Origin of the sequence: Pseudomonas vanderleydeniana, assembly GCF_014268755.2 — a bacterium.
Taxonomy (GTDB): domain Bacteria; phylum Pseudomonadota; class Gammaproteobacteria; order Pseudomonadales; family Pseudomonadaceae; genus Aquipseudomonas; species Aquipseudomonas vanderleydeniana.
In genome coordinates this window covers 5,284,201-5,310,118 of sequence record NZ_CP077093.1, presented here as the reverse complement: position 1 = coordinate 5,310,118, position 25,918 = coordinate 5,284,201, and the positions used below count along the sequence as shown (strand labels likewise).

Annotated in this window: 13 protein-coding genes; 9 read left to right on the top strand and 4 right to left on the bottom strand. The window is 65.4% G+C overall.

The window, feature by feature from the left end; all coding sequences use genetic code 11:
- Window positions 1-152: 152 nt before the first annotated feature.
- On the top strand, window positions 153-776 hold the full coding sequence (locus HU752_RS23665) for a TetR/AcrR family transcriptional regulator (protein ID WP_186681252.1): 624 nt from the start codon (window positions 153-155) through the stop codon (window positions 774-776).
- 164 nt (window positions 777-940) lie between these two features.
- A complete protein-coding gene (locus tag HU752_RS23660) occupies window positions 941-1,693 on the top strand; it encodes a substrate-binding periplasmic protein (protein WP_186681249.1) in 753 nt (250 codons plus the stop codon).
- Window positions 1,694-1,727: 34 nt separating this feature from the next.
- Here HU752_RS23660 and HU752_RS23655 read toward each other — a convergent pair whose 3' ends face one another.
- Window positions 1,728-2,276: an RNA polymerase factor sigma-70 gene (locus tag HU752_RS23655; RefSeq protein WP_186681247.1), complete on the bottom strand. Its 549-nt coding sequence runs from the start codon at window positions 2,274-2,276 to the stop codon at window positions 1,728-1,730.
- 305 nt (window positions 2,277-2,581) lie between these two features.
- On the opposite strand from HU752_RS23655, the gene HU752_RS23650 reads away from it, so the two are divergent.
- Both HU752_RS23650 and HU752_RS23645 read left to right on the top strand, forming a co-directional pair.
- Window positions 2,582-3,340, top strand: a complete 759-nt coding sequence (locus HU752_RS23650; protein ID WP_186681245.1) for a thioesterase II family protein — start codon at window positions 2,582-2,584, stop codon at window positions 3,338-3,340.
- A 216-nt stretch (window positions 3,341-3,556) separates the two neighbouring features.
- Complete coding sequence (locus HU752_RS23645) at window positions 3,557-16,585, top strand: non-ribosomal peptide synthetase (RefSeq protein ID WP_186681244.1); 13,029 nt, start codon at window positions 3,557-3,559, stop codon at window positions 16,583-16,585.
- Between the two features lie 1,236 nt (window positions 16,586-17,821).
- Here HU752_RS23645 and dsbG read toward each other — a convergent pair.
- Genes dsbG through dsbD form a run of 3 tightly spaced genes read right to left on the bottom strand, consistent with a single transcriptional unit; the run spans window position 17,822 to window position 21,204 of the window.
- A complete protein-coding gene (gene dsbG, locus HU752_RS23640; RefSeq protein WP_186687596.1) occupies window positions 17,822-18,601 on the bottom strand; it encodes a thiol:disulfide interchange protein DsbG in 780 nt (259 codons plus the stop codon).
- Window positions 18,577-19,446: a TlpA disulfide reductase family protein gene (locus tag HU752_RS23635; RefSeq protein WP_186687595.1), complete on the bottom strand. Its 870-nt coding sequence runs from the start codon at window positions 19,444-19,446 to the stop codon at window positions 18,577-18,579. Before HU752_RS23635 ends, dsbG begins: the two co-directional genes overlap by 25 nt.
- Window positions 19,447-21,204, bottom strand: a complete 1,758-nt coding sequence (gene dsbD, locus HU752_RS23630) for a protein-disulfide reductase DsbD (RefSeq protein WP_186687593.1) — start codon at window positions 21,202-21,204, stop codon at window positions 19,447-19,449.
- Between the two features lie 179 nt (window positions 21,205-21,383).
- Here dsbD and HU752_RS23625 point away from each other — a divergent pair, with 179 nt between their 5' ends.
- The 5 genes from HU752_RS23625 to HU752_RS23605 all read left to right on the top strand — a co-directional run bounded on the left by HU752_RS23625 (window position 21,384) and on the right by HU752_RS23605 (window position 25,863).
- Window positions 21,384-22,058: a response regulator gene (locus HU752_RS23625; RefSeq protein ID WP_017905453.1), complete on the top strand. Its 675-nt coding sequence runs from the start codon at window positions 21,384-21,386 to the stop codon at window positions 22,056-22,058.
- The gene (locus HU752_RS23620; protein ID WP_186687591.1) at window positions 22,055-23,386 is read left to right on the top strand and encodes an ATP-binding protein; all 1,332 of its coding nucleotides are present in this window, start codon (window positions 22,055-22,057) and stop codon (window positions 23,384-23,386) included. The genes HU752_RS23625 and HU752_RS23620 overlap by 4 nt, the downstream gene beginning before the upstream one ends.
- Window positions 23,387-23,476: 90 nt before the next feature.
- Window positions 23,477-23,953, top strand: a complete 477-nt coding sequence (locus tag HU752_RS23615; RefSeq protein WP_186687590.1) for a GNAT family N-acetyltransferase — start codon at window positions 23,477-23,479, stop codon at window positions 23,951-23,953.
- A 195-nt stretch (window positions 23,954-24,148) separates the two neighbouring features.
- The gene (locus HU752_RS23610) at window positions 24,149-25,561 is read left to right on the top strand and encodes an aspartate aminotransferase family protein (protein ID WP_186687589.1); all 1,413 of its coding nucleotides are present in this window, start codon (window positions 24,149-24,151) and stop codon (window positions 25,559-25,561) included.
- Window positions 25,562-25,644: 83 nt separating this feature from the next.
- A complete protein-coding gene (locus HU752_RS23605) occupies window positions 25,645-25,863 on the top strand; it encodes an MbtH family protein (RefSeq protein ID WP_017905458.1) in 219 nt (72 codons plus the stop codon).
- Window positions 25,864-25,918: the final 55 nt, after the last annotated feature.

The window sequence follows — 25,918 nt, the reverse complement described above, 5'->3', positions numbered from 1 at the left end:
TAGGATGAGGCTACCAAGCAAGCGCTTGGTTTGTAAACCCTGTTCGTGAGTTTGCCCCAAGCGCTTGCTTGGGCGCGCGTGTCAGCTTAAATTTGCGCGCGCAACCTCCCGGTTTCCGGGCGTGTAACGGCACCAGCATTGAGGAGAATGCCGTGAACGAGCAACAAGCCCAGCAAGTCATGGGGGAACTGGTACAGGCGGGGCAACTGACCGATCCGGACAGTGCCCGCGGCAAGCTGCTGCAGACCGCCGCGCATCTGTTTCGCAACAAGGGCTACGAACGCACCACGGTGCGTGACCTGGCCAGCGCCATCGGTATCCAGTCCGGCAGCATCTTTCATCACTTCAAGAGCAAGGACGAGATCCTGCGGGCGGTGATGGAGGAGACCATCATCTACAACACCGCCCTGATGCGCGCCTCCCTGGCCGAGGCCGGCAGCGTGCGCGAGCGCGTGCTGGCGCTGATCCGCTGCGAGCTGCAATCGATCATGGGTGGCACGGGCGAGGCCATGGCGGTGCTGGTCTACGAGTGGCGTTCACTCTCGCCGCTGGCGCAGGCCAAGGTGCTGGCCCTGCGTGACATCTACGAGCAGATCTGGCTGCAGGTGCTCGGCGAGGCCCGCGAGGCGGGCTATATCAAGGGGGATGTGTTCATTGCCCGGCGCTTCCTGACGGGCGCGCTGTCCTGGACCACCACCTGGTTTCGTCCACAGGGCAGCCTGACATTGGATCAGTTGGCCGACGAGGCCCTGGCATTGATTCTCAAAGACAGCTAAGTGTGTGTTGTGCAAGTGATTAATTAGCGGGCGTCAAGTTGTCTAAGCGAACAAAAACGCCTAGCTTAGTGGTATCAACGATATTTATTCTGAGGTGTGTGGCCTTGAAGCTTTCGCCAGTGCGGACGGCATTCCGAGTTATAGGGTTGGCGCTGGGCGTGCTGATGGTTCAATCGGTTTCGGCGGCGCAGGAGGTCCGGATCGGTGCCGCACACTTCCCGCCCTACACCATTCGTCCCGAGCAGGGCGCCGACACCGGCGTGCTGCCGCAGTTGGCCGAAGCCCTCAACGCCCTGCAGGGTGACTATCACTTCGTGCTGGTGCCCACCTCGATTCCCCGGCGGTTTCGTGATTTCGAGGATGGCCGAACCGACATGGCGATCTTCGAGAACCCGGACTGGGGCTGGAAGGATATTGCTCATGTGAATGTCGACATGGGGCTGGAGGATGCCGAGGTATTCGTCGCCCAGAAAAAGCCGGACCGTAGCGAGGCCTATTTCGCTGACCTCAAGGGCAAGCGCCTGGCCTTGTTCAGTGGCTATCACTATGAGTTCGCACAATTCAATGCCGATCCCAAGTACCTGGCCGAGACCTACAACGCCACCTTGACCTATTCGCATGACAGCAACCTGCTGATGGTGCTGCGGGGCCGTGCCGACATTGCCCTGGTGACCCGTTCGTACCTGTTCGACTACCTGAATCGCAACCCGGGGACAGCCAAGGAATTGTTGATTTCCGAGCGGGTTGACCAGGTCTATCACCACTATGCGTTGTTGCGACCGAAGTCGCCGATCAGTGGCGAGGCGTTCAGCCAGCTGCTGGAACGCCTGCGCAACAAGGGTGAACTGCTGAAGATCTTCCAGCCTTATCGGATCGAAGTGATGCCGACGGCCAATGCGGTCAATCGTCACCTCTGACGAAAGCGGTGTTCGCGGGGCGTGAGGGTGCCGATCAGTGCCGGACGTGATTTTCGCTGCGGTGGGCCGAGACCTTGCGGCAATGCACCAGCGCGTCGCGAATCATGAAGTTCACCAGAGTCGGCGATACACCCAGTTCCTTGGCGATGTCCTTCTGTGGCACGCCGTGCAGGCGATACATCTCAAAGGCATAGCGGGTGCGCTGCGGCAGTTCGGTCAGCGCATCGGCGATGTGTTCCAGTGTCGAGAAGTTGATGTGCGAGGTTTCTGGCGAAGCGCCGTGGATGACCACATTCAAGCCTTCCTCTTCCGGGCCCGCATACTTCAGTTCCAGGGCCTGCTTGCGATAGTGGTCGATCGCCAGGTTGCGCACGATCTGGAACAGGTAGCTGAGCTGCGCCTTGAACGACGACGTGATCTGCGGTGCCGATTGCAGGCGAAAAAACGCGTCCTGCACCACGTCCTCGGCCCGCGACCGGCAGCCGGTGATGCGCGCGGCGATCTTGACCAGGATCAGGCGGTTGTCGACGAACGCCTGGAGTAACGGTGAATCACACCTGCTTGTGGATACTTGTTCCGTCATGGAAATCACCTTGTTCGAATAGGTCGTAGTCCGAGCGCTTGTAAGCGTCTGGCTACACATCGAGCGACAAATTATTCTTAATGATAATGATTGTCAATTGAGAAATAGAACTAATGATGCCTCATAGTGCGTTACTGAAAAATGACGCACCTTTTCAGGACTGCGGTACTCGTCGTCGGCGCGACGTCGGGGACTAATTATTTGCCATTGCCATCCGTTCTCAGTTGACAGGCCGGGCGAGCGCCCCGGCCAAGCATCGAGACCCGTGAGGAGGGCGCAATGGTTAATCGCAACGGTGGCTGGGCATGAGCACCTCCCTGAGCCTTCGCCTGTTCTGCCTGCCTTATTCCGGTGCCAGCGCCATGGTCTACAGCCGCTGGCGCCGCCATATGCCGGAGTGGCTGCAGGTGCGACCGCTGGAGTTGCCTGGTCGTGGCATGCGCATGAACGAGCCGCTGCAGAGCGACATCGTCCGCCTGGCCAACCAACTGGCCGATGAGATCGCAGCAGAGCTGGATCGTCCCTATGCACTGTTCGGCCATAGCCTGGGCGGCCTGTTGGCCTTCGAGCTGGCCCATGCGCTGCGTTCGCGCGGGCTGCCGGCGCCATTGGCGCTGTTCACCTCGGCGACGGCCGGGCCGTCGCGGCGCGATGTCAGTGAATACGCCGAGGCCAAGACCGACGAACAACTGATGGCGCGTCTGCGCGAGCTCAAGGGCACGACCGAGGAGACGCTGGCCAACCGCGACCTGATGCAACTGATGCTGCCGATCCTGCGTGCCGACTTCCTGCTTTGCGGCAGCTTCCAGTATGGCGAGCGCGAACCGTTGGCCATGCCGATCCACGTGTTTGGCGGCAAGCAGGACAGCGTGCGCACCGACGAACTGCTCGACTGGCAGGCCGAAACCTCGACCGGCTTCTCCCTGGACCTGTTCGAGGGACACCACTTCTACCTGATCGATCAGGAAGCCGCCCTGTTGCGTCACCTGCGCCGCTATGCCGATGGGCATCTGTCGCGCTGGCGCAACAGTGCGGCCCGGCAGTTGGCCCAGGCCGCCAGCTGACGCTCCTGCTGCGCCAAGGGGCGCAGCCTTTTTCACGAATCCAATTTGCTAGGGTCTGTACGAAATGTTTTCGGGCGAAGGCCAGGCAAGGCGAAAACCGGCGAGCAAGCGCAGTTGACGGGCGTCAATGAGCATTCCAAGCCGGTTTTCAACGCAGCCTGGGCGAGCGCAGATACAGTTCGTACAGACCCTGGCCGACTCCAGGCAGGAATCCCCATGATTGACGCGTTCGAACTCCCCAATACCCTGGCCCAGGCCCTTCAGCGTCGCGCACTGCAGACCCCGGACCGATTGGCGCTGCGGTTCCTCGCCGAAGACAAGGAGCAGGGCGCGGTGCTCAGTTACCGGGACCTGGACCTGCGGGCGCGAACCATCGCCGCTGCCCTGCAAGCCAATGCGCAGTTGGGGGATCGAGCGGTCCTGCTGTTTCCCAGCGGCCCGGACTACGTTGCGGCGTTCTTCGGCTGCCTGTACGCCGGAGTGATCGCGGTACCGGCCTATCCACCGGAGTCGAGCCGGCGTCATCACCAGGAGCGGTTGCTGTCGATCATCGCCGATGCCGAGCCACGACTGGTGCTGACCAGCGCCGACCTGCGCGAGCCGTTGCTGCAGATGGACGAGCTGTCGGCCGCCGATGCGCCGCAGTTGCTGTGCGTGGACACACTCGACAGTGCCCTGGCCGACCATTGGCGTGATGCCGGTGTGCAGCCCGACGACATCGCCTTCCTGCAATACACCTCCGGCTCCACCGCGATGCCCAAGGGCGTGCAGGTCAGCCATGGCAACCTGGTCGCCAACGAAGTGCTGATCCGCCACGGTTTTGGCATCGACCTCAACCCCGACGATGTGATTGTCAGTTGGTTGCCGCTGTACCACGACATGGGGCTGATCGGTGGCCTGCTGCAACCGATCTTCAGTGGCGTGCCATGCGTGCTGATGTCGCCGGCCTATTTCCTCGGCCGGCCACTGCGCTGGCTGGAGGCGATCAGCGAATACGGTGGCACCATCAGCGGTGGCCCGGACTTCGCCTACCGCCTGTGCAGCGAGCGGGTCAGCGAAACCGCGCTGGCGCGGCTCGACCTCAGCGGCTGGCGCGTGGCCTACTCCGGCTCCGAGCCGATCCGCCTGGACACCCTGGAACGTTTCGCCGAGAAGTTCGCATCCTGTGGTTTCAGCGAGCAGAGCTACTTCGCGTCCTATGGGCTGGCCGAGGCCACCCTGTTCGTCGCCGGTGGCCAGCGTGGCAAGGGCATTCCCGCGTTGCGCCTCGATGAAGCGGCACTGGCGCGCAATCGCGCCGAGCCCGGCGATGGCAGCCCGGTCATGAGTTGCGGCACCAGCCAGCCCGAACATGCGGTGCTGGTGGTCGAGCCGAGCAGCCTGCAAGTGCTCGGCGAAAACGTCGTTGGTGAAGTCTGGGCCGCCGGCCCGAGCATCGCCCATGGCTACTGGCGCAATCCCGAGGCATCGGCCAAGACCTTCGTCCAGCACGAGGGGCGGACTTGGCTGCGCACCGGCGACCTGGGTTTCATGCGCGACGGCGAGCTGTTCATCACCGGCCGCCTGAAGGACATGCTGATCGTGCGTGGGCACAACCTGTACCCGCAGGACATCGAACAGACCATCGAGCGTGAAGTGGATGTGGTGCGCAAGGGGCGCGTCGCTGCGTTCGCCGTGACCCGCGATGGCCAGGACGGCATCGGTATCGCCGCGGAAATCAGCCGCAGCGTGCAGAAGATCCTGCCGGCCGAGGCGCTGATCAAGCTCATCCGCCAGACGGTGGCCGAGGCCTATCAGGAAGCACCGAGCGTGGTGGTGCTGCTCAACCCGGGTGCGTTGCCGAAGACTTCCAGCGGCAAGCTGCAGCGTTCGGCCTGTCGCAACCGCCTGGTCGATGGCAGCCTCGACAGCTATGCGCTGTTCCCTGACCAGGCGACGGCTGCGGGCGAAGTCGCCGAGACGGTCGTCGATGAGTTGCAGGCGCTGGTCGCGCGGGTCTGGCGTGAACAGCTGCAAGTGGACAGTGTTGCCGCCGATGACCATTTCTTCCTGCTCGGTGGCAACTCGATTCTTGCCACCCAGGTGGTCGCCCGCCTGCGTGAAGAACTGGGTATCGAACTGAACCTGCGCCTGCTGTTCGAGGCGCCGACCCTGGGGGCGTTTGCCGCCCAGGTCGCCCGCCAGCAACAGGATGGTGGTGCGGCCCAGGGTGCCATCGTGCAGCTGTCGCGCAGCCAGGAGCTGCCGCAGTCCCTGGCCCAGAACCGCCTGTGGTTCCTCTGGCAACTGGACCCGCAGAGCAGCGCCTACACCATCCCCGGCGCCCTGCGCCTGCGTGGCGAGCTGGATGAGACGGCGCTGCGCAGCAGCTTCGAGCGGCTGATCGAGCGCCACGAATCCCTGCGCACCCGTTTCTACGAGCGTGATGGTCAGGCCATGCAGCGCATCGATGCCAATGCCGCCTTCGATCTGCAACTGATCGACCTTGGCGACCTGCCAACCGAACAGCGCGAAGCCCGCGCCCGGCAGATCCGCGAAGATGAGGCGCGTACCCAGTTCGACCTGGAGAAGGGCCCGCTGCTGTGGGTGACCCTGGTCCGCCTGGATGACCAGGAACACCAGTTGCTGGTGACGATGCACCACATCATCGCCGACGGTTGGTCGCTGAATATCCTGATCGACGAGTTTGCCCGCCTGTACGCGGCGGCGTCCCAGGGCCAGGTGGCTGAACTGGCGCCCCTGCCGTTGCAGTACGCCGACTACGGCAGCTGGCAGCGCCAATGGCTGGCCCAGGGCGAAAGCCAGCGCCAGCTGGCGTACTGGAAAGAACAACTGGGGGGTGAACAGCCGATTCTCGACCTGGCGACCGATCATCCACGTTCCACCCAGAAGCGCCACAGTGCCTCGCGCCTGAACCTGCGCCTGGATGCCGCGCTCAGTGCGGCGGTGCGCGAGACGGCCCAGAGCTGTGAGTCGACGCCATTCATGCTGCTGCTCTCGGCCTTCCAGAGCCTGCTGTTTCGCTACAGCGGTCAGCGCGACATCCGCATCGGCGTACCGAGTGCCAACCGCCCACGGCTGGAAACCCAGGGCCTGATCGGCTTCTTCATCAATACCCTGGTGCTGCGCGCCGGGCTCGACTCGCGCTTGCCGTTCGTCGAGCTGTTGGCTCAGACCCGCCAGGCCACCCTCGACGCCCAGGCCAACCAGGACCTGCCGTTCGAACAACTGCTCGAAGCCTTCCCCGAGGCCCGCGAGCAGGGCCTGTTCCAGGTCATGTTCAACCACCAGCAGCGCGACCTGTCCGCCCTGCGTCGCCTGCCCGGCCTGCTCGCCGACGAGCTGCCATGGCACAGCCGCGAAGCCAAGTTCGACCTGCAACTGCACAGCGAGGAAGATCGCAGTGGCCGCCTGAGCCTGGCCTTCGACTACGCCGACGAGCTGTTCGACGAGGCGACCATCGCTCGCCTGGCCGAGCATTTCGTCAGCCTGCTGCAACAGGTGACCCGGCAACCGGAACAGGCCCTTGGTGACTTGGCGCTGCTGACCGCCAGCGAGCGCGAGCAGCAGGCCGCGTGGGCCGTCGCGCCCTGCACGCCAGCCGGCGAGTGGCTGCCGGAACTGCTGAACCGCCAGGCGCAATCAACGCCGGAGCGCATCGCCCTGGTATGGGATGGCGGCAGCCTCGATTTCGCCGAGCTGCATACCCAGGCCAACCGCCTGGCTCATTACCTGCGGGACAAGGGCGTCGGCCCGGATGTCCGCGTGGCGATTGCCGCCGAGCGTTCGCCGCAATTGCTGGTCGGCCTGCTGGCGATCATCAAGGCCGGTGGCGCGTACGTGCCGCTGGACCCGGACTATCCGAGCGAACGCCTGGCCTACATGCTCGCCGACAGCGGCGTCGAACTGCTGCTGACCCAGAGTCACCTGCTCGACAGCCTGCCGGTGGCGGCGGGGGTCAGCGCGGTGGCGATGGACCTGCTCAAGCTCGACACCTGGCCAAGCCAGGCGCCGGGCCTGCACCTGCACGGCGACAACCTCGCCTACGTGATCTACACCTCCGGTTCCACCGGCCAGCCCAAGGGCGTCGGCAATACCCATGCGGCCCTGGCCGAGCGCCTGCAATGGATGCAGGCGACCTACGCCCTGGATGCCAGCGATGTGCTGATGCAGAAGGCTCCGATCAGTTTCGACGTGTCGGTCTGGGAATGCTTCTGGCCGCTGATCACCGGTTGCCAACTGGTCATCGCAGGTCCCGGCGAGCATCGCGATCCCTATCGCATCGCCCAGCTGGTACAGGCCTTCGGCGTGACCACCTTGCACTTCGTGCCGCCGCTGCTGCAGCTGTTCATCAACGAACCGCTGGTGGCCGGGTGCGCCAGCCTGCGGCGGCTGTTCTGCGGTGGCGAGGCGCTGCCGGCCGAACTGCGCAACCGGGTCCTGGAGCAGTTGCCACAGGTGCAATTGCACAACCGCTATGGCCCGACCGAAACCGCGATCAACGTCACCCACTGGCACTGCCAGGCGAGCGACGGCGAGCGCTCGCCAATCGGTCGCCCGCTGGGCAACGTGATCTGCCGGGTGCTCGATGCCGAACTGAATCCGCTGCCCAACGGCGTGCCGGGTGAACTGTGCATCGGTGGCATCGGCCTGGCCCGTGGCTACCTGGGACGCGCCGGGCTGACTGCCGAACGCTTCGTCGCCGACCCGCTGGGCGAAGTCGGCGAGCGCCTGTACCGCACCGGTGACCGTGCCCGTTGGGTCGCCGATGGCGTGCTGGAATACCTCGGCCGTCTCGACCAGCAGGTCAAGCTGCGCGGCTTCCGTGTTGAGCCCGAAGAAATCGAGGCACGCCTGCTGGCCCTCGAAGGGGTGGCCCAGGCCGTGGTGCTGGTGCGCGAGACCGTCGCCGGTGTACAGCTGATCGGCTACTACACCAGCCCGGGCAGCACCGCGACCGAGCAGGAGCAGAGCGTCGCCCTCAAGTCCGCTCTGGCCGCCGAGCTGCCGGAGTACATGGTCCCGGCGCAGCTGCTGCGCCTGGAGGAAATGCCGCTGAGCCCCAGTGGCAAGCTGGACCGCAAGGCGCTGCCGGAACCGCAATGGCAGGTGCGCGAACACATCGAGCCGGTGACCCCGCTGCAGCAGCAGATCGCCGCGATCTGGCGCGAGGTGCTGGGCCAGCCGCAGGTCGGTCTGGGCGACGACTTCTTTGCCCTGGGCGGCCATTCGCTGCTGGCGACCCAGATCATTTCCCGCACCCGTCAGGCCTGTGACGTCGAACTGCCGCTGCGAGTGCTGTTCGAGGCACCGGAGCTGGGCGCGTTTGCCGAGCAGGTGCAGCAGCTCCAGCTGACCGGTCAACGCAACCGGCAGGCGGCCATCGGCCAGGTCGACCGCAGCCAGCCGGTACCGTTGTCCTATTCCCAGCAGCGCATGTGGTTCCTCTGGCAGATGGAGCCGGACAGCCCGGCCTACAACGTCGGCGGCATGGCACGGTTTACCGGCGTACTCGATGTGGCCTGTTTCGAGGCCGCGTTGCAGGCGCTGATTCAGCGTCATGAAACCCTGCGTACCACGTTCCCGAGCCACAACGGCGTGGCACACCAGCAGGTTTCGGCTGAAACCGGCGTGCGCCTGGCCTGGAAGGACTTTTCCGCCCTCGATCGCGAGGCGCGCGAGCAACGCCTGCAACAGCTGGCCGACAGCGAGGCGCACCTGCCCTTCAACCTGGAAACCGGGCCGCTGCTGCGGGCCTGCCTGGTCAAGGCCGGGACACAGGAGCACTACTTCGTCCTGACCCTGCACCACATCGTCACCGAAGGCTGGGCGATGGACATCTTCGCCCGCGAACTGAGTGCACTCTACGAGGCGTTCATCGACAAGCGCCAGTCGCCGCTGCCGCCGTTGCCGGTACAGTACCTGGACTACAGCGTCTGGCAGCGCCAGTGGCTGGAATCCGGCGAGCGCCAGCGCCAGCTGGACTACTGGACGGCTCAGTTGGGCAATGAACATCCTCTGCTCGAACTGCCCAGCGACCGGCCACGCCCGCCGGTGCAGAGCCACCGTGGCGAGCTGTATCGCTTCGACCTCAGCGATGACCTGGCGGCCCGGGTCCGCGCCTTCAATACGCAGCATGGCCTGACCCTGTTCATGACCATGACCGCCGCGCTGTCGGTGCTGCTCTACCGCTACAGCGGCCAGACCGACCTGCGTATCGGTGCCCCGGTAGCCAACCGCATCCGCCCGGAAAGCGAAGGGCTGATCGGCGCCTTCCTCAATACCCAGGTGTTGCGTTGCCAGCTCGACGGGCAGATGAGCGTCGGCGAACTGTTCGAGCAGGTCCGGCACACCGTGATCGAGGGGCAGTCCCACCAGGACCTGCCGTTCGATCACCTGGTCGAAGCCTTGCAGCCGCCACGCAGTGCCGCCTACAACCCACTGTTCCAGGTGATGTGCAACGTCCAGCGCTGGGAATTCCAGCAGAGTCGTACCCTGGGCGAGATGCGCGTCGAGTACCTGGTCAACGATGCCCGGGCGACCAAGTTCGACCTCAACCTGGAAGTCACCGACCTCGACCATCGCCTGGGTTGCTGCCTGACCTACAGCACCGACCTGTTCGACGAGCCGCGGATCGCGCGCATGGCCGCGCATTGGCGCAACCTGCTGGAGGCGCTGATCGGCGACCCGCAACAGCGCCTGAGCGAGCTGCCGCTGTTGCAGGCCGACGAGCAGCAGGCGCTGTTCGCCAGTCTCGGCGCGCAAGCCGGCGAGCAGCGGCTCGACCAGTGCATCCATCAACTGTTCCGCCAGCAGGTCGAGGCCCGGCCTGATGCACCGGCCCTGACCTTCGCCGGCCAGACTCTCAGCTACGGCGAGCTGAACGCCCAGGCCAACCGCCTGGCCTGGCGCCTGCGTGAGCAGGGCGTGGGCCCGCAGGTGCGGGTCGGCCTGGCGCTGGAGCGGTCGCTGGAGATGGTGGTGGGCCTGCTGGCGATCCTCAAGGCCGGTGGTGCCTATGTGCCGTTGGACCCGGAATACCCGCTGGATCGACTGCACTACATGATCGAGGACAGTGGCGTCGGCCTGCTGTTGAGCCATCGTGCGCTGCTCGACGCCCTCGGCCCGCTGCCGGCCGGCGTCGCCCAGTGGTGCCTGGAACAGGATGGTCCGGCGTTGGCCGAATACCCGGCCGACGAGCTGCCGTTCATCAGCCTGCCGCAGCACCAGGCGTACCTGATCTACACCTCCGGCTCCACCGGCAAGCCCAAGGGGGTGGTGGTGTCCCATGGTGAAATCGCCATGCACTGCCAGGCGGTGATCCGTCGTTTCGACATGCAACCGGACGACTGCGAGCTGCACTTCTATTCGATCAACTTCGACGCCGCTACCGAGCGTCTGCTGGTCCCGCTGCTCAGCGGTGCCCGCGTGGTGCTGCGCGCCCAGGGTCAATGGGATGCCGAGGAAATCTGCCAACTCATCCGCGAGCAGCAGGTCAGCATCCTGGGTTTCACCCCGAGCTACGGCAGCCAATTGGCCCAATGGCTGGCGACCCAGCAGCAGACGCTCCCAGTGCGCATGTGCATCACCGGCGGCGAGGCGCTGACCGGCGAACACCTGCATCGCATTCGCGCGGCCTTTCAGCCGAGCCTGTTCTTCAACGCCTACGGCCCGACCGAGACCGTGGTCATGCCGCTGGCCAGCCTGGCGCCGCAAGTGTTGGAAGAAGGCGCGGGCAGTGTGCCGATCGGCACGGTGGTGGGCGCCCGGGTGGCGTACATCCTCGATGCCGACCTGGCGCTGTTGCCGCAAGGTGCCACCGGTGAACTGTATGTCGGCGGTGCCGGCCTGGCCGTGGGTTATCACCAGCGCCCGGGGATCACCGCCGAGCGCTTCGTCGCCGACCCGTTCGGGGCCGAGGGCGCGCGCCTGTATCGTACCGGTGACCTGGTCCGCCAGCGTGCCGATGGCCTGGTGGAATACATGGGCCGGATCGACCATCAGGTGAAGATCCGCGGTTTCCGCATCGAACTGGGGGAAATCGAGAACCGCCTGCTGGAACACGAGGCGATCCGCGAGGCCGTGGTGCTGGCCCTGGATGCGCCTGGCGGCAAGCAACTGGCGGCCTACCTGGTCAGCGATGTCGCGGCGCAGGATGACACGCTGCAGTTGCAACTGCGCGAAGCGCTCAAGGCGCACCTCAAGAGCCAGTTGCCGGACTACATGGTACCGGCCCATCTGGTGCTGCTGGAAAGCATGCCGCTGACCGCCAACGGCAAGCTCGACCGCCGTGCACTGCCGGCGCCGGACCCGGAGCTCAACCGCCAGCAATACGTGGCGCCGAGCAACGAACTGGAGCAGCACCTGGCCGGAATCTGGCGTGACGTGCTGAACGTCGGCCAGGTCGGCCTGAACGACAACTTCTTCGAACTCGGTGGCGACTCGATCCTGTCGATCCAGGTGGTCAGCCGCGCGCGGCAACTGGGAATCCACTTCAGCCCCCGCGACCTGTTCCAGCACCAGACCGTGCAGACCCTGGCGGCGGTGGCCACCCGCAGCGAGCGGATCACCGCCGAGCAGGGCCTGCTCACTGGCGAATCGAGCCTGACGCCGATCCAGCACTGGTTCCTGGGCAGCGACATCCCCGAGCGCCAGCACTGGAACCAGGCGTTGGTCCTGGAGCCGGTTCGCGCGCTCGACCCGCATGCCCTGGAGCAGGCCCTGGCGGCCCTGCTGGAGCATCATGATGCATTGCGCCTGGGCTTCACCACCGAGGCGGGCCAGTGGCGTGCCGAGTATCGTGCGCCGAATGAGGCGACCCTGTTGCAACAGGTTCAGGTCACGGCGATGAACCAGTGCACGGCGCTGTTCACCGAGGCGCAACGCAGTCTTGACCTGCAACACGGGCCGCTGCTGCGCGCCTTGCTGGTGGATGGCCCGCAAGGTGAGCAACGCCTGCTGCTGGCGATTCACCACCTGGTGGTCGACGGTGTGTCCTGGCGCGTACTGCTGGAAGACCTGCAGAACGTCTACCGCCAGGTACTGGCTGCCGAACCGGTACAACTGCCGGCGAAAACCAGCTCCCTGCGTGACTGGGCCAACCGCCTGCAGGCCTACGCCGGCAGCGAGTCGCTGCGCGAGGAACTGGCATTGTGGCAGGCGCAATTGGCCGGGCCTGACCTGGCCGGGCCTTATCACGAGTTGCCGTGCGAACGCCCCGAGGGCGGGCGGCAGAACCGCCATGCCGAAACCGTCAGCGTGCGTCTCGATGCGGCGCGCACCCGGGCCTTGCTGCAACAGGCGCCGAGTGCCTACCGCACCCAGGTCAACGACCTGCTGCTGACCGCCCTGGCACGGGTGATCTGCCGCTGGACCGGCCAGCCATCGGCCCTCGTGCAGTTGGAAGGCCACGGTCGCGAGACCCTGTTCGACGAAATCGACCTGACCCGCACCGTCGGCTGGTTCACCAGCGCCTACCCGGTACGCCTGACCCCGCTGAACATCGAGGAAGCGGCCGTGCAGGGCGATTCGATCAAGGCGATCAAGGAACAACTGCGCGCGGTACCGCACAAGGGCCTGGGCCATGGCGTGCTGCGCTACCTGGCCGAGCCGGCGCTACGCGAGGCGATGGCCAGCCTGCCGGTGGCCCCGGTCACCTTCAACTACCTGGGGCAGTTCGACCAGAGTTTCGGCGACGAGGCGCTGTTCCGCCCGCTGGAAGAGTCGGCGGGCGAAGTCCACGGCGCCGAGGCACCGCTGCCCAACGAACTGAGCATCGACAGCCAGGTCTATGGCGGCGAGCTGGTGCTGCGCTGGACCTTCAGCCGCGAGCGCTTCGACAACGCGACCATCGCCGAGCTGGCCGATGCCTACCTGGGCGAGCTGGGCAGCCTGGTCGAACACTGCCTGCGTGAGGACGCTGGCGGCCTGACACCTTCGGACTTCCCGCTGGCCCGCCTGAACCAGGCGCAGCTGGACGCACTGCCGGTGGCGGCCGCGCAGATCGAGGACGTCTACCCGCTGACACCGATGCAGGAGGGCCTGCTGCTGCACACCCTGTTGGAGCCGGGGACCGGCCTGTACTACATGCAGGACCGCTACCGGATCAACAGCGAACTCGATCCGCAGCGTTTCGCCCAGGCCTGGCAGGCGGTGATCGCTCGTCATGAAGCCTTGCGTGCGTCGTTCTGCTGGAACGTCGGCGAGGACATGCTGCAGGTTATCCACAAGCCGGGCAGCACGCCGTTCGAGTATCTGGACTGGAGCGCCGAAGCCGAGGAACAGCAGGAGCCACGCCTGCAGCAGCTGCTCAAGAGCGAACGCGAAGCCGGGTTCGACCTGTTGCGCGAGGCACCGTTCCACCTGCGCCTGATCAAGGTCGGCGAGGCCCGCTACTGGTTCATGATGAGCAACCACCACATCCTCATCGATGCCTGGTGCCGTTCGCTGCTGATGAACGACTTCTTCGAGATCTACACCGCCCTGGGCGAAGGCCGTGAAGCGCAACTGGCGGTGCCGCCGCGCTACCGCGACTACATCGGCTGGCTGCAACGTCGCGACCTGGCCGAAGCCCGGCGCTGGTGGAAGGACAACCTGCAGGGCTTCGAGCGCGCCACGCATATCCCGAGCGACCGGCCGTTCCTGCGTGAGCACGCCGGCGACAGCGGCGGCATGGTGGTGGGCGATCGTTACACCCGTCTCGATCCACGTGACGGAGCGCGCCTGCGTGAACTGGCGCAGCAGCATCAGTTGACCATCAACACCTTCGCCCAGGCGGCCTGGGCCCTGGTCCTGCGCCGGTTCAGTGGTGATCGCGACGTGCTGTTCGGGGTCACCGTGGCCGGACGGCCGGTGGAAATGCCGCAGATGCAACGCACCGTCGGCCTGTTCATCAACAGCATCGCGCTGCGGGTGAAACTGCCGGAAGACGGCGCTGGCTGCAGCGTGCGCGACTGGTTGGGTGGGCTGTTGGAACGCAACATGGAACTGCGCGAATACGAATACCTGCCGCTGGTGACCATCCAGGAGCAGAGCGAGCTGCCCAAGGGCCAGCCGTTGTTCGACAGCCTGTTCGTGTTCGAGAATGCGCCGGTGGAAGTCTCGGTACTGGATCGGGCACAAAGCCTCAATGCCACCTCGGACTCGGGCCGTACCCATACCAACTTCCCGTTGACCGCGGTCTGCTACCCAGGTGATGACCTGGGGCTGCACCTGTCCTACGACCAGCGCTACTTCGAAGCCGAAAGCGTCGAGCGCCTGCTGGGCGAGTTCAAGCGCCTGTTGCTGGCGCTGGTCGACGGTTTCCATGGCGACATGGACGCGCTGCCGCTGCTGGGCGCCGAGGAGCGTGACTTCCTGCTCGAGGGCTGCAACCAGAGTGCCCATGAATACCCTCTGGAACGGAGCTACGTGGCGCTGTTCGAGGAACAGGTCGCAGCGCATCCGCAGCGTATCGCCGCGAGCTGCCAGGACTTGCAACTGAGCTATGAGCAACTGAACCAGTCCGCCAACCGCCTGGGCCACGCCCTGGTGGCAGCCGGCGTCGCGGTCGACCAGCCGGTGGCGCTGCTGGCCGAGCGTAGCCTCGATCTGCTGGGCATGATCGTCGGCAGCTTCAAGGCCGGCGCCGGCTACCTGCCGCTGGACCCGGGCCTGCCGAACCAGCGCCTGAGCCGGATCATCGAATTGAGCCGTACGCCGTTGCTGGTCTGCACCGCCGCCTGCCGCGACCAGGCACAGGCGCTGCTCGACGAGTCGAGCGGCGAGCGGCCGCAACTGCTGGTCTGGGAAGACGTGCAGCAGGGCGCGTATCCGCTGGTCAATCCGGGGATCTACAGCGGGCCGGACAATCTGGCCTATGTGATCTATACCTCGGGCTCCACCGGCCTGCCCAAGGGGGTGATGGTCGAGCAGCGCGGCATGCTCAACAACCAGTTGAGCAAGGTGCCGTACCTGCAACTGGACGAGTCGGACGTGATTGCCCAGACCGCTTCGCAGAGCTTCGACATTTCGGTCTGGCAGTTCCTCGCCGCGCCGCTGTTCGGTGCGCGAGTGGATATCGTGCCCAATGCGATTGCCCATGATCCGCAGGGGCTGCTCGAACACGTCCGGCAACAACGGATCACCGTGCTGGAAAGCGTACCGTCGCTGATCCAGGGCATGCTGGCCCAGGAGCCTGTCAGTCTCGATGGCCTGCGCTGGATGCTGCCGACGGGCGAGGCGATGCCACCGGAGCTGGCGCACCAGTGGCTGTTGCGCTATCCACAGGTCGCGCTGGTCAACGCCTATGGTCCGGCGGAATGTTCGGACGACGTGGCGTTCTTCCGCGTCGACCTGGCCTCGACCCGTGGCAGCTACCTGCCGATCGGTACGCCGACCGACAACAACCGGCTGTACCTGCTCGACGGCGCCGATGAGCTGGTGCCGGTCGGTGCGGTGGGCGAGTTGTGCGTGGCCGGTACCGGGGTGGGGCGTGGTTATGTCAGCGATCCGCTGCGGACCGCCCAGGCTTTCGTACCGAACCCGTTCGGGGCGGCGGGTGAGCGGCTGTACCGTACCGGTGACCTGGCACGTCGACGCAGCGATGGCGTACTGGAGTACGTCGGCCGGATCGACCACCAGGTGAAGATTCGCGGTTACCGGATCGAACTTGGCGAAATCGAGGCCCGCCTGCACGAGCAACCGGAAGTCCGCGAGGCGGCAGTGGGCGTCCAGGAGGGCGTCAACGGCAAGCACCTGGTCGGTTACCTGGTGGCGACCGACTCGGCGCCGGGCCAGGCCGACAGCCTGGACCGGATCAAGCAACGCCTGCGCGCCGAGCTGCCGGAGTACATGGTACCGCTGCATTGGCTGTGGCTGGAGCGTCTGCCGCTCAACGCCAACGGCAAGCTTGATCGCAAGTTGCTGCCGGCGCTGGAAATCGGCCAGTTGCAGGGCCAGGACTACCTGGCGCCGCGCAACGAGCTGGAAGACACGCTGGCGGCCATCTGGGCCGAGGTGCTGAAGGTCGAGCGGGTCGGGGTACGGGACAACTTCTTCGAGCTGGGCGGGCATTCGTTGCTGGCTACGCAGATCGCCTCGCGGGTGCAAAAGGCCCTGCAACGCAACGTGCCGTTGCGGGCAATGTTCGAGTGCAGCACGGTGGAGGAACTGGCCGGCTACATCGAGGGACTGCAGGCCAGTGAAATCAGCGAGGAGAAGGTCGATCGCCTGAGCGACCTGATGGCGGAGCTGGAGGGACTGTAGGCCTGAACGCATGGGCCTGCCGCTGTTGGCGGGCCCATGGGATGGGTTGGAGATGTGGCAAGCACAATGTGATGTGGCGAGCGGGCTTGCCCGCGTTCGGCTGCACGGCAGCCGTAAAATCAGCGACCGCGCAGTGTCAGGCCGCACGCGATGGCCGCTTCCAGGGCCGCTTCGCGCCCCAGCGCGGGCAAGCCCGCTCGCCACGGTAGGTGTCCTACCGTGCCATTGCGGGCGATGTCCGAGTACAGCACGGGGAGGACCTGGGCGACCTGATGGCGGAGCTGGAGGGGCTGTAGGCCTTAACGCCTGAACGCATGGGCCTGCTGCTGTTGAGTGGGCCCATGGGATGGGTTGGAGATGTGGCAAGCGCAATGTGATGTGGCGAGCGGGCTTGCCCGCGCTCGGCTGCACGGCAGCCGTAAAATCAGCGACCGCGCAATGTCAGGCCGCACGCGATAGCCGCTTCCAGGGCCGCTTCGCGCCCCAGCGCGGGCAAGCCCGCTCGCCACAGTAGGTGTCCTATCGTGCCATTGCGGGCGATGTCCGAGTACAGCATGGGGAGGACCTGGGCGACCTGATGGCGGAGCTGGAGGGGCTGTAGGCCTTAACGCCTGAACGCATGGGCCTGCTGCTGTTGGGTGGGCCCATGGGATGGGTTGGAGATGTGGCAAGCGCAATGTGATGTGGCGAGCGGGCTTGCCCGCGTTCGGCTGCACGGCAGCCGTAAAATCAGCGACCGCGCAGTGTCAGGCCGCACGCGATGGCCGCTTCCAGGGCCGCTTCGCGCCCCAGCGCGGGCAAGCCCGCTCGCCACGGTAGGTGTCCCACCGTGCCATTGCGGGCGATGTCCGAGTACAGCACGGGGAGGACTTGGGCGACCTGATGGCGGAGCTGGAGGGGCTGTAGGCCTTAACGCCTGAACGCATGGGCCTGCTGCTGTTGAGTGGGCCCATGGGATGGGTTGGAGATGTGGCAAGCGCAATGTGATGTGGCGAGCGGGCTTGCCCGCGTTCGGCTGCACGGCAGCCGTAAAATCAGCGACCGCGCAGTGTCAAGCCGCACGCGATGGCCGCTTCCAGGGCCGCTTCGCGCCCCAGCGCGGGCAAGCCCGCTCGCCACGGTAGGTGTCCTACCGTGCCATTGCGGGCGATGTCCGAGTACAGCACGGGGAGGACCTGGGCGACCTGATTCGCCACACAAGCCTGTTCACCCACACCAGTCTGCTGTTTGCCGGGATCACTTCGGCCCGAGAATCTTCACCAGCTTGTCCGGCGACGGTGCGCCCTGCTGCTGTTGCAGGTCGCCGTTGTCGTCGAGGTAGAAGATCGCCGGGGTGGCCGCCAGTTCCAGGTCGTCCATCAGCTTGGTGTTGGCGTCGAGCTTGGCCTGGATGTCCGCCGGGATCTTCGCCAGCGGCTTGAGCGAACTGCCCTTGCCAGCCTTCTCATGGTCGTGCAGGGCCTGTTGCGGGTCCTTGGCGGCGAACAGTGCGGCAGCCTTGGCCGGGCTGTCCTCCCGGATGATCCCGACCATGATATGCCGCAACTGCACCTTGCCGGATTCCACCCAGGGTCGCGCCTGTTCCCAGAACATGTTGCAGTAGGGGCAGTTGGGGTCGCTGAACAGATAGACGATGCGCGGTGCATCCTTCTTGCCGTCCTCGATCCAGTTGCTCTTTTCCATCTGGCCCCAGACCTGCTTGGACATCGGCGCATAGACCAGTTTCTGCAAGGGGGCCTGGCTCAGGTCCTTGCCTTCGGCGTCGTACAGGTTGCCGGCGATCACATGCTTGCCATCCGGCGTCAGGTACAGGGCCATGCCACGGTTCTGGTACTGGGCGGCATAGCCACGCAGGCCGCCGGGTGCGTCGAAGCTGCCAACGATTCTGGCGCCCTTGGCTTCAATGCTCTTGATCGGCGCAGGCAGTTCCTCGGCCTGCGTCACAGGTGCCTGCAGCAGCCAGGCACCGATGGCGGTGCTCAGGCTCAGGTTCAGCAGGTGGCGGTTGAAGGGCATAGCGGTTTCCTTGCGGCGGCCACGGCGGCCTTGTTGGAGGGAGGGGGACCGAAATTTTCCAGGACGCGGGCCAGGCTGGCCTCGGACAGCTCACCCAGGTGGCTGTCGAGCAGGTGGCCTTCGGCGCTGTACAGCAGGGTGGTGGGCAGGGCCATGGAACCGACGCTCTGCGCCAGTTGACCGCGGCCGTCGAACAGTACGTTGTCGAGGTTCAGGCCCTGGGTCATCAGGAAGGTGGTCACGCTTTGCATGCTTTCGGCCTGGTTGACGAACAGGAAGGTCACGTCCTGGCGCTCGCGCTGGGCCTTCTGCAAGACCGGCATTTCCCGCCGGCAAGGCGGGCACCAGGTCGCCCAGAGGTTGATCACCAGCGGCCCGCCCTGATAGTCGCTCAATTGCACGGCCTTGCCCTCGGCATTGAGCAGGGTGATGGTCGGCAGCCGCGAACCCTGCTCGTAGAGCGCCATGGAGAAGGTCGCCAGCAGCCAGAAGGCGATCCCGCTACCGAGGCCGAAGCCCAGTGGCCTGCGCAGTGCCGGCCGGTGCCAGGCCCAGGCCAGGGCGCCGAGCAGTACCGCGAGCAGGCCCGGCCAGGGCAGGAAGCCGCCGTCGCGGATGTCGAGGATCTGCAGCGGATCGTTGCGAAAGTAGTTCCAATAGGCGATCACGAAGCTGCCGCGGGCTGCCAGCATGCCCAGGACGAACAGACTGAACAGCACCGACTCCGGGTTGTCGCCACCGCGCTTGGCCACCCACCAGCCAACCAGCGTGGCCAGGGCGAGCGCCAGCAGCAACAGCAGGTGGTTGATCGACAGGGCGAAGGTTCCGAGGGTCAGGGTCAGCATTTAGCGGGCATCCCGTGTGCTATTCCAGTTTTGCAGGAAACCGGCGGCGTCGATTTCGCCGGTGATGCGGCTGGCCCGGCGTTCGCTGCCTTCGGGGGTGATCCACAGCAGGGTCGGCGGACCGGGCACTTCGAAACGGCTGAGCAGCTCGTGGCTGGCTGCGTTGTCGTGGGTCACGTCCAGGCGCACCAGGTGCACGTCACGCAGGGCCGCCACCACTTCGGGCTTGGCGAACACCTGCTTTTCCATGACCTTGCACGACACGCACCAGTCCGCGTAGTAATCCACCAGCACCCACTGGCCAGCAGCCTTGGCCGCATCCAGCTCATGCTGCAGCGCGGCGGGCTCGTTGACGGTGACGAAGCTGGCGTGGCTTGTCGTGGCCGGGCCGTTGCCGCCGGTGTAGACCTGCAGCGGGCGCCACAGGTCGTTGCCACCGCCGGCGGCACCGATCACCAGCAGGCTGCCCCACAGGCCCAGCAGCAGGCTGACGCAGGCGGCTGCCAGTGCGGCGCGACCGGGTTGTCGGGCCAACACCCACAGCGAACGCGCCACTACCAGTGCCAGTGCGCCCCATAGGCCGACCCACAGCGATTCGTTGACCACCGGACGGATCATCACGATCGCGGTGCCGATGAACAGGAAGCCGAACAGCGCCTTGACCCGGTCCATCCACAGTCCCGGCTTGGGCAGGAAGCGGTTGCCGACGGTGACCAGCAACAACAGCGGCAGGCCCATGCCGATGCCGAGACTGAACAGCACCAGGCCACCGAGCAGCACATTGCCGCTCTGGGCGATATACAGCAGGGCACCGGCCAGCGGTGCGGTCATGCAGGGGCCAACCAGCAGCGCGGACAATGCACCGATGATCCCGGCTCCGAGCAGGCTGCCGCCACGGCGGCCTTCTCCGGCGCGTTCCAGGCGATCACGCAGGGCACTGGGCAGTTGCAGTTCGAAGAAACCGAACATCGGCAGGGCAAGCACCACGAACAGGGCGGCGAAACTGCCCAGCAGCCAGGGCTGCTGCAGGAAGGCCTGCAGGTTGCCGCCCAGGAGCGCGGCAATCACGCCAAGGCCGGCATAGACCAGTGCCATGCTCAGCACATAGCTGCCAGCCAGGGCGAAACCGCGCCGGGGACTGGCGCCGCTGCCGACCACGATGCCAGCGAGGATCGGCAGCATCGGCAGGGTGCAGGGGGTAAAGGCCAGCAACAAGCCGAGGCCGAAGAATGCCAGCAGGCTCCAACCCAGTGTCTGCTGGCTCAGGCTGCTGGCCAGGGACTGGTCCTGGGCCTGCGCCGGCTGACCGGATGTCGCCTGTGCCGGTTGCCGTGCCGTGGTTGCCTGTTCGCCGAGGTCGACCACCTGGGTCTGGGGTGGATAGCACAGCCCGGCATCGGCACAGCCTTGCCAGCCGACACTGACCTTGCCGCGGGCGTCTGCCGGAATCAGCACTTCCAGTTCGGTGCGATAGACCGGCTGGTCGCCGAAAAACTCATCGCTGTGTGCCAGGGCTTCGGGCAGGCTGGGGCGGTGCCCCGGATCCAGGCCGTCGAACTTCAGGCGCTTCTGATACAGGTAATAGCCGTCGCTGATCTGCCAGTACAGACGCGTCTGGCCCGAGGCCAGCTTCTCCGAACTGAAGACAAAGACCTGGTTGGCGGGCGGAAACTCGGTTTTTTTCACCGCGAACGGGTCGTTGCCGGCCTGTGCCAGGCTGGCGAAGATCAGGAAAAAAAAGGTCAACAACCAACGCATAGAAAGTCCTTGGTGCACAAGCTTGTCAGGCCAAGAGTGGCGGCCAGCGATTAACCGATCATTAACCCGCGCCAGCAGTCGCTGTCGCGGGCGCGAACGTTACTATCTTTATGGAGTCACGGCATAATCGCCGCTTAATCCGTCCGGGTTCCAATGGACATATTTGCACAGGTAATCCCATGCACGTACTGGTTTGCGAAGACGATGAGTTGATCGCCAGCGGCATCGTCGCCGGCCTCACCGCCCAGGGCATGACCGTGGAGCATGTCGCCACGGCGGCAGCGGCGCGGGCCATGCTGCGCGCGGCGCAATTCGACGTGATGGTGCTGGACCTCGGCCTGCCCGACGAAGACGGCCTGCGGCTGTTGACCCAGTTGCGCAGCAAGGGCCTGGAACTGCCGGTGCTGATCCTCACCGCCCGCGATTCGGTGACCGATCGGGTCGACGGCCTACAGGCCGGCGCCGACGACTACCTGCTCAAGCCGTTCGACCTGCGCGAACTGTTCGCCCGCCTGCAGACCCTGTTGCGCCGGGTCGCCGGGCGTAGCGTCAACCTGATCGAGCACGGTCCGCTGAGCTATGACCCGAGCAGCCGCGTCACCACCCTCAATGGCCAATCGGTCGATCTCTCGCGGCGCGAGCAGGCGCTGTTGCAGGCGCTGCTGCACAACCGTGGCCGGGTGCTCTCCAGCGAACAGCTCAAGGACAGCGTCTACGGTTTCAGCGACGAGCTGGAAAGCAACGCCCTCAACGTGCACATCCACCATCTGCGGCGCAAGCTGGGCAATGGCATCGTCGAGACGGTACGGGGCCTGGGCTATCGCCTGGGGCCGGCGGGTGACGGAGAAGCATGATGAGCCTGCGCCTGCGCCTGAGCCTGACCATCGGCTCGGCGTTCATCCTGATCTGGGCCCTGGCGGCGACCTGGATGCTCAGCGACCTGCGCCACCAGATGATGTTTTCCCTCGACCAGCGGCTGGTGGCTTCGGCACGGATGGTGGCCGGGTTGATGGAGCAGTCGCCGATGATGTCGGGCAGGGGCGAGGTCACGCATTTCAGCTCCGAACAACTCAATATCACCGGTGGCATGGCCTGCCAGGTCAGTTCCCTGCGTGGCGAGGTGCTGGCTCGCAGCCATAACAACCCCGAACAGGCCCTGGAGGCCCATAGCGTCGGCTTCCATGACCAGATGATCGATGGCGCGCCGTGGCGCACCTTTACCCTGGTGCGTGGCGACATTCATATCACCACCGCCGACCGCCAGGTCGAGCGCGAGGCGCTGAACCTCTCGGTGCTGCTGGCGGCCTCGGTACCGGTCGGGGTGGCGTTGCTGGTCTGCCTGTTCCTGCTCTGGCTGGGGCTTGGCCAGGGCCTGGCACCGCTCAAGCGCATGAGTGACGCGCTGAAGCGGCGCAGCCCGGATTCTCTCGAACCGCTGCAGATCCATCCGTTGCCCAGCGAATTGAAACCGTTGCTGGAAACCCAGAACCAGTTGCTGCAGCGCATCGGCAAGGCGATCGAGCGTGAACGGCGCCTGACCGGTGATGCCGCCCATGAGTTGCGCAGCCCGCTGACAGCGATCAAGACCCACCTGCAGGTGGCGCGGATGACCGACGGCGCCGCCCGTGACCAGTCCCTGGCCCATGCCGAGGCCGGTGCCGATCGCCTGCACCGGACCCTGGAGCAGTTGTTGTTGCTGGCCCGGGTGGAGGGCAGCCTGTCGTTCGACGATGGCGTTCAGTGCACGGCCGAACAGGTGGCGCGCCTGGCGATCCAGGATTCGGCCAACGGTGATCGGCAGCGTATCGTCCTGCACCTGCAGGAGCCTTGTTCCGCAGCGCCGTTGGAAATGCCTTCGACCCTGTCGATTGCCGCCTTGCGCAATCTGCTGGACAACGCCCTGCGCCATACGCCAGGGGATGCGCCGGTGGAGTTGAGCGTGGAAACCATCGGCAATCGCGTACGCTTCCTGGTCCGCGACCATGGGCCGGGTATCGCCGAGGATGACCTGCAGCACCTGACCCAGCGCTTCTGGCGCAATGGTAAGAGCACCGGCTGCGGCCTGGGCCTGGCGATCGTCCAGGCGATCGTCCAGCGCTGTGGCTGCGTGCTGCATTTCGACAGCCGGCCGGATGGCCTGCGGGTCGAGCTGACCATGCCCCTGCAGGCCACAGGCGCCTGAAAAATCCTGTCACCGCGCCCGGCTCGCCTGGGCGCATCGCCTGGCAGTATCGTCTGACGCCTGTCGCTTAACGGATTGAGGTCATGCGTCATGGACACTGCCATCGACATTCGCCCGGCTATCGCCGCTGATGCCGGGATCATCAGCCGGATACTCCAGCGCTCCATCCGGGTCGGCTGTTCGCGCGATCATCGCAACGAGCCCGCGCGGCTCGAGGCCTGGATCCGGACCCGCAGTATCGGGCATGTGCTGCCCTGGTTGGCCGATCCGCGGCTGTACCTGAACCTGGCGCACTGGCAGGGCAAGCCGGCGGGCGTGGGCATGGCGCGCGACGATGGGCGCATCCTGCTGTGCTACGTGCAGCCGGAGTGGTTCCGGCGAGGTATCGCGCGAGCGCTGGTGGCCGGACTGGAGCGCTGGTTGACGGCGGCAGGGCATGGCACGGTGCGGCTCAACAGCACCCTGACTGCCGAGGGTTTCTACCGGCACCTGGGTTACCGACAGACGGCGCAGTCCTTCAGGGTGGCGGGGTTTATCGCGATTCCGATGCATAAGCCACTGGTCTGAAAGGGGGCACGCAATCCCTGTCGGTTCGGGAGGGCTGCCAACCCCGCCCCAACGATCTAAAAAACATCCAACAATCCCCTGGAAGGTGTAAATCCCGACCCGGCTGGTGCGTTTCCAGAAGATGCAATTCGCGCGCACGTACCCGCGCGCGGATGAAGGTTTTGGCCACCCCACCCGCTATTGAGGGATCGAGAGATGTCAGTCGCTACCAGCCTTATCGAAAAACCGCCGATCCGCCCCAGCCAGTCCACGGCGCAAGAGCTCTACCAGTTCGACGAATCGCCGCTGCTGGCCAGGCAGAACCGCCAGGAGTCGAATGCCCGCAGCTACCCGCGGCGTATTCCGCTGGCGCTCAAGCGGGCCAAGGGCCTGTATGTCGAGGACGTCGAAGGTCGTCGTTTCATCGACTGCCTGGCCGGCGCCGGCACCTTGGCGCTGGGGCACAATCATCCGGTGGTGATCGAGGCGATCCAGCAGGTACTGGCTGATGAACTGCCGCTGCATACCCTCGATCTCACCACGCCGGTCAAGGACCAGTTCGTCCAGGACCTGTTCGGCCTGCTGCCCGAGGCCCTGGCCAAGGAAGCGAAGATCCAGTTCTGCGGCCCGACCGGTACCGATGCGGTGGAAGCCGCCCTCAAGCTGGTACGCACGGCCACCGGACGCAGCACCGTGCTGTCGTTCCAGGGCGCCTACCATGGCATGAGCCAGGGGGCCTTGAGCCTGATGGGCAACCTGGGGCCGAAGAAGCCGCTGGGCGCGCTGTTGGGCAATGGCGTGCAGTTCCTGCCGTATCCCCATGACTATCGTTGCCCGTTCGGTCTGGGGGGCGCCGAAGGGGTCAAGGTCAACCTGCATTACCTGGAGAACCTGCTGAACGATCCCGAAGGCGGTGTGCAACTGCCGGCGGCGATCATCGTCGAGGCGGTGCAGGGCGAAGGCGGCATGATCCCGGCGGACCTCGACTGGCTGCGTGGCCTGCGGCGGATCACCGAAAAGGCCGGCGTGGCACTGATCGTCGACGAGATCCAGAGTGGTTTCGGCCGTACCGGTAAAATGTTCGCCTTCGAGCACGCCGGAATCGTCCCGGATGTGGTGGTGATGTCCAAGGCCATCGGTGGCAGCCTGCCATTGGCGGTGATGGTCTATCGTGACTGGCTCGACACCTGGGCTCCGGGGGCACATGCCGGCACTTTCCGTGGCAACCAGATGGCCATGGCGACCGGTTCCGCGGTCATGCGCTACCTCAAGGAGCACGATCTGCCCGCCCATGCGCACGCCATGGGGGAGCGCCTGTGCGAACACCTGCGCCTGCTGCAGCGTGATTTCCCGCAGTTGGGTGATATTCGCGGACGCGGGCTGATGCTGGGGGTCGAGCTGGTCGATCCGGCCGGCGCCCCGGATGCCCAGGGCCACCCGCCAGCATTGCCACGACTGGCACCGCTGCTTCAGCGTGAGTGCCTCAAGCGCGGCCTGATCCTCGAACTGGGCGGGCGTCATGGCGGCGTGGTGCGTTTCCTGCCACCGCTGGTGATCACCGCCGCGCAGGTCGACGAAGTGGCCCGGATCTTCGGCCAGGCCCTGGAGGCTGCGCTGCCCCAGCTCTAATTTTTTGCCGGGGCCGAACGTTTTCAACTACACGAGTGCCACGCAAACGGCGTGGCCTCAACCCACTCTCATGGAGAACCGCAATGACTTCAGTATTCGATCGCGATGACATCGTCTTTCAGGTGGTGGTCAATCACGAGGAGCAGTATTCGATCTGGCCGGACTACAAGGCAATCCCCAATGGCTGGCGAGCCGTAGGCAAGAGCGGCTTCAAGAAGGAGTGCCTGGCCTACATCGAGGAGGTCTGGACCGACATGCGCCCCCTGAGCCTGCGCCAGAAGATGGACGCCCAGGTGGCCTGATTGTAGGGCTCGAAGAAAGGCACCTGTGAAGGTGCCTTTTTTGTTGGTGTCTGCA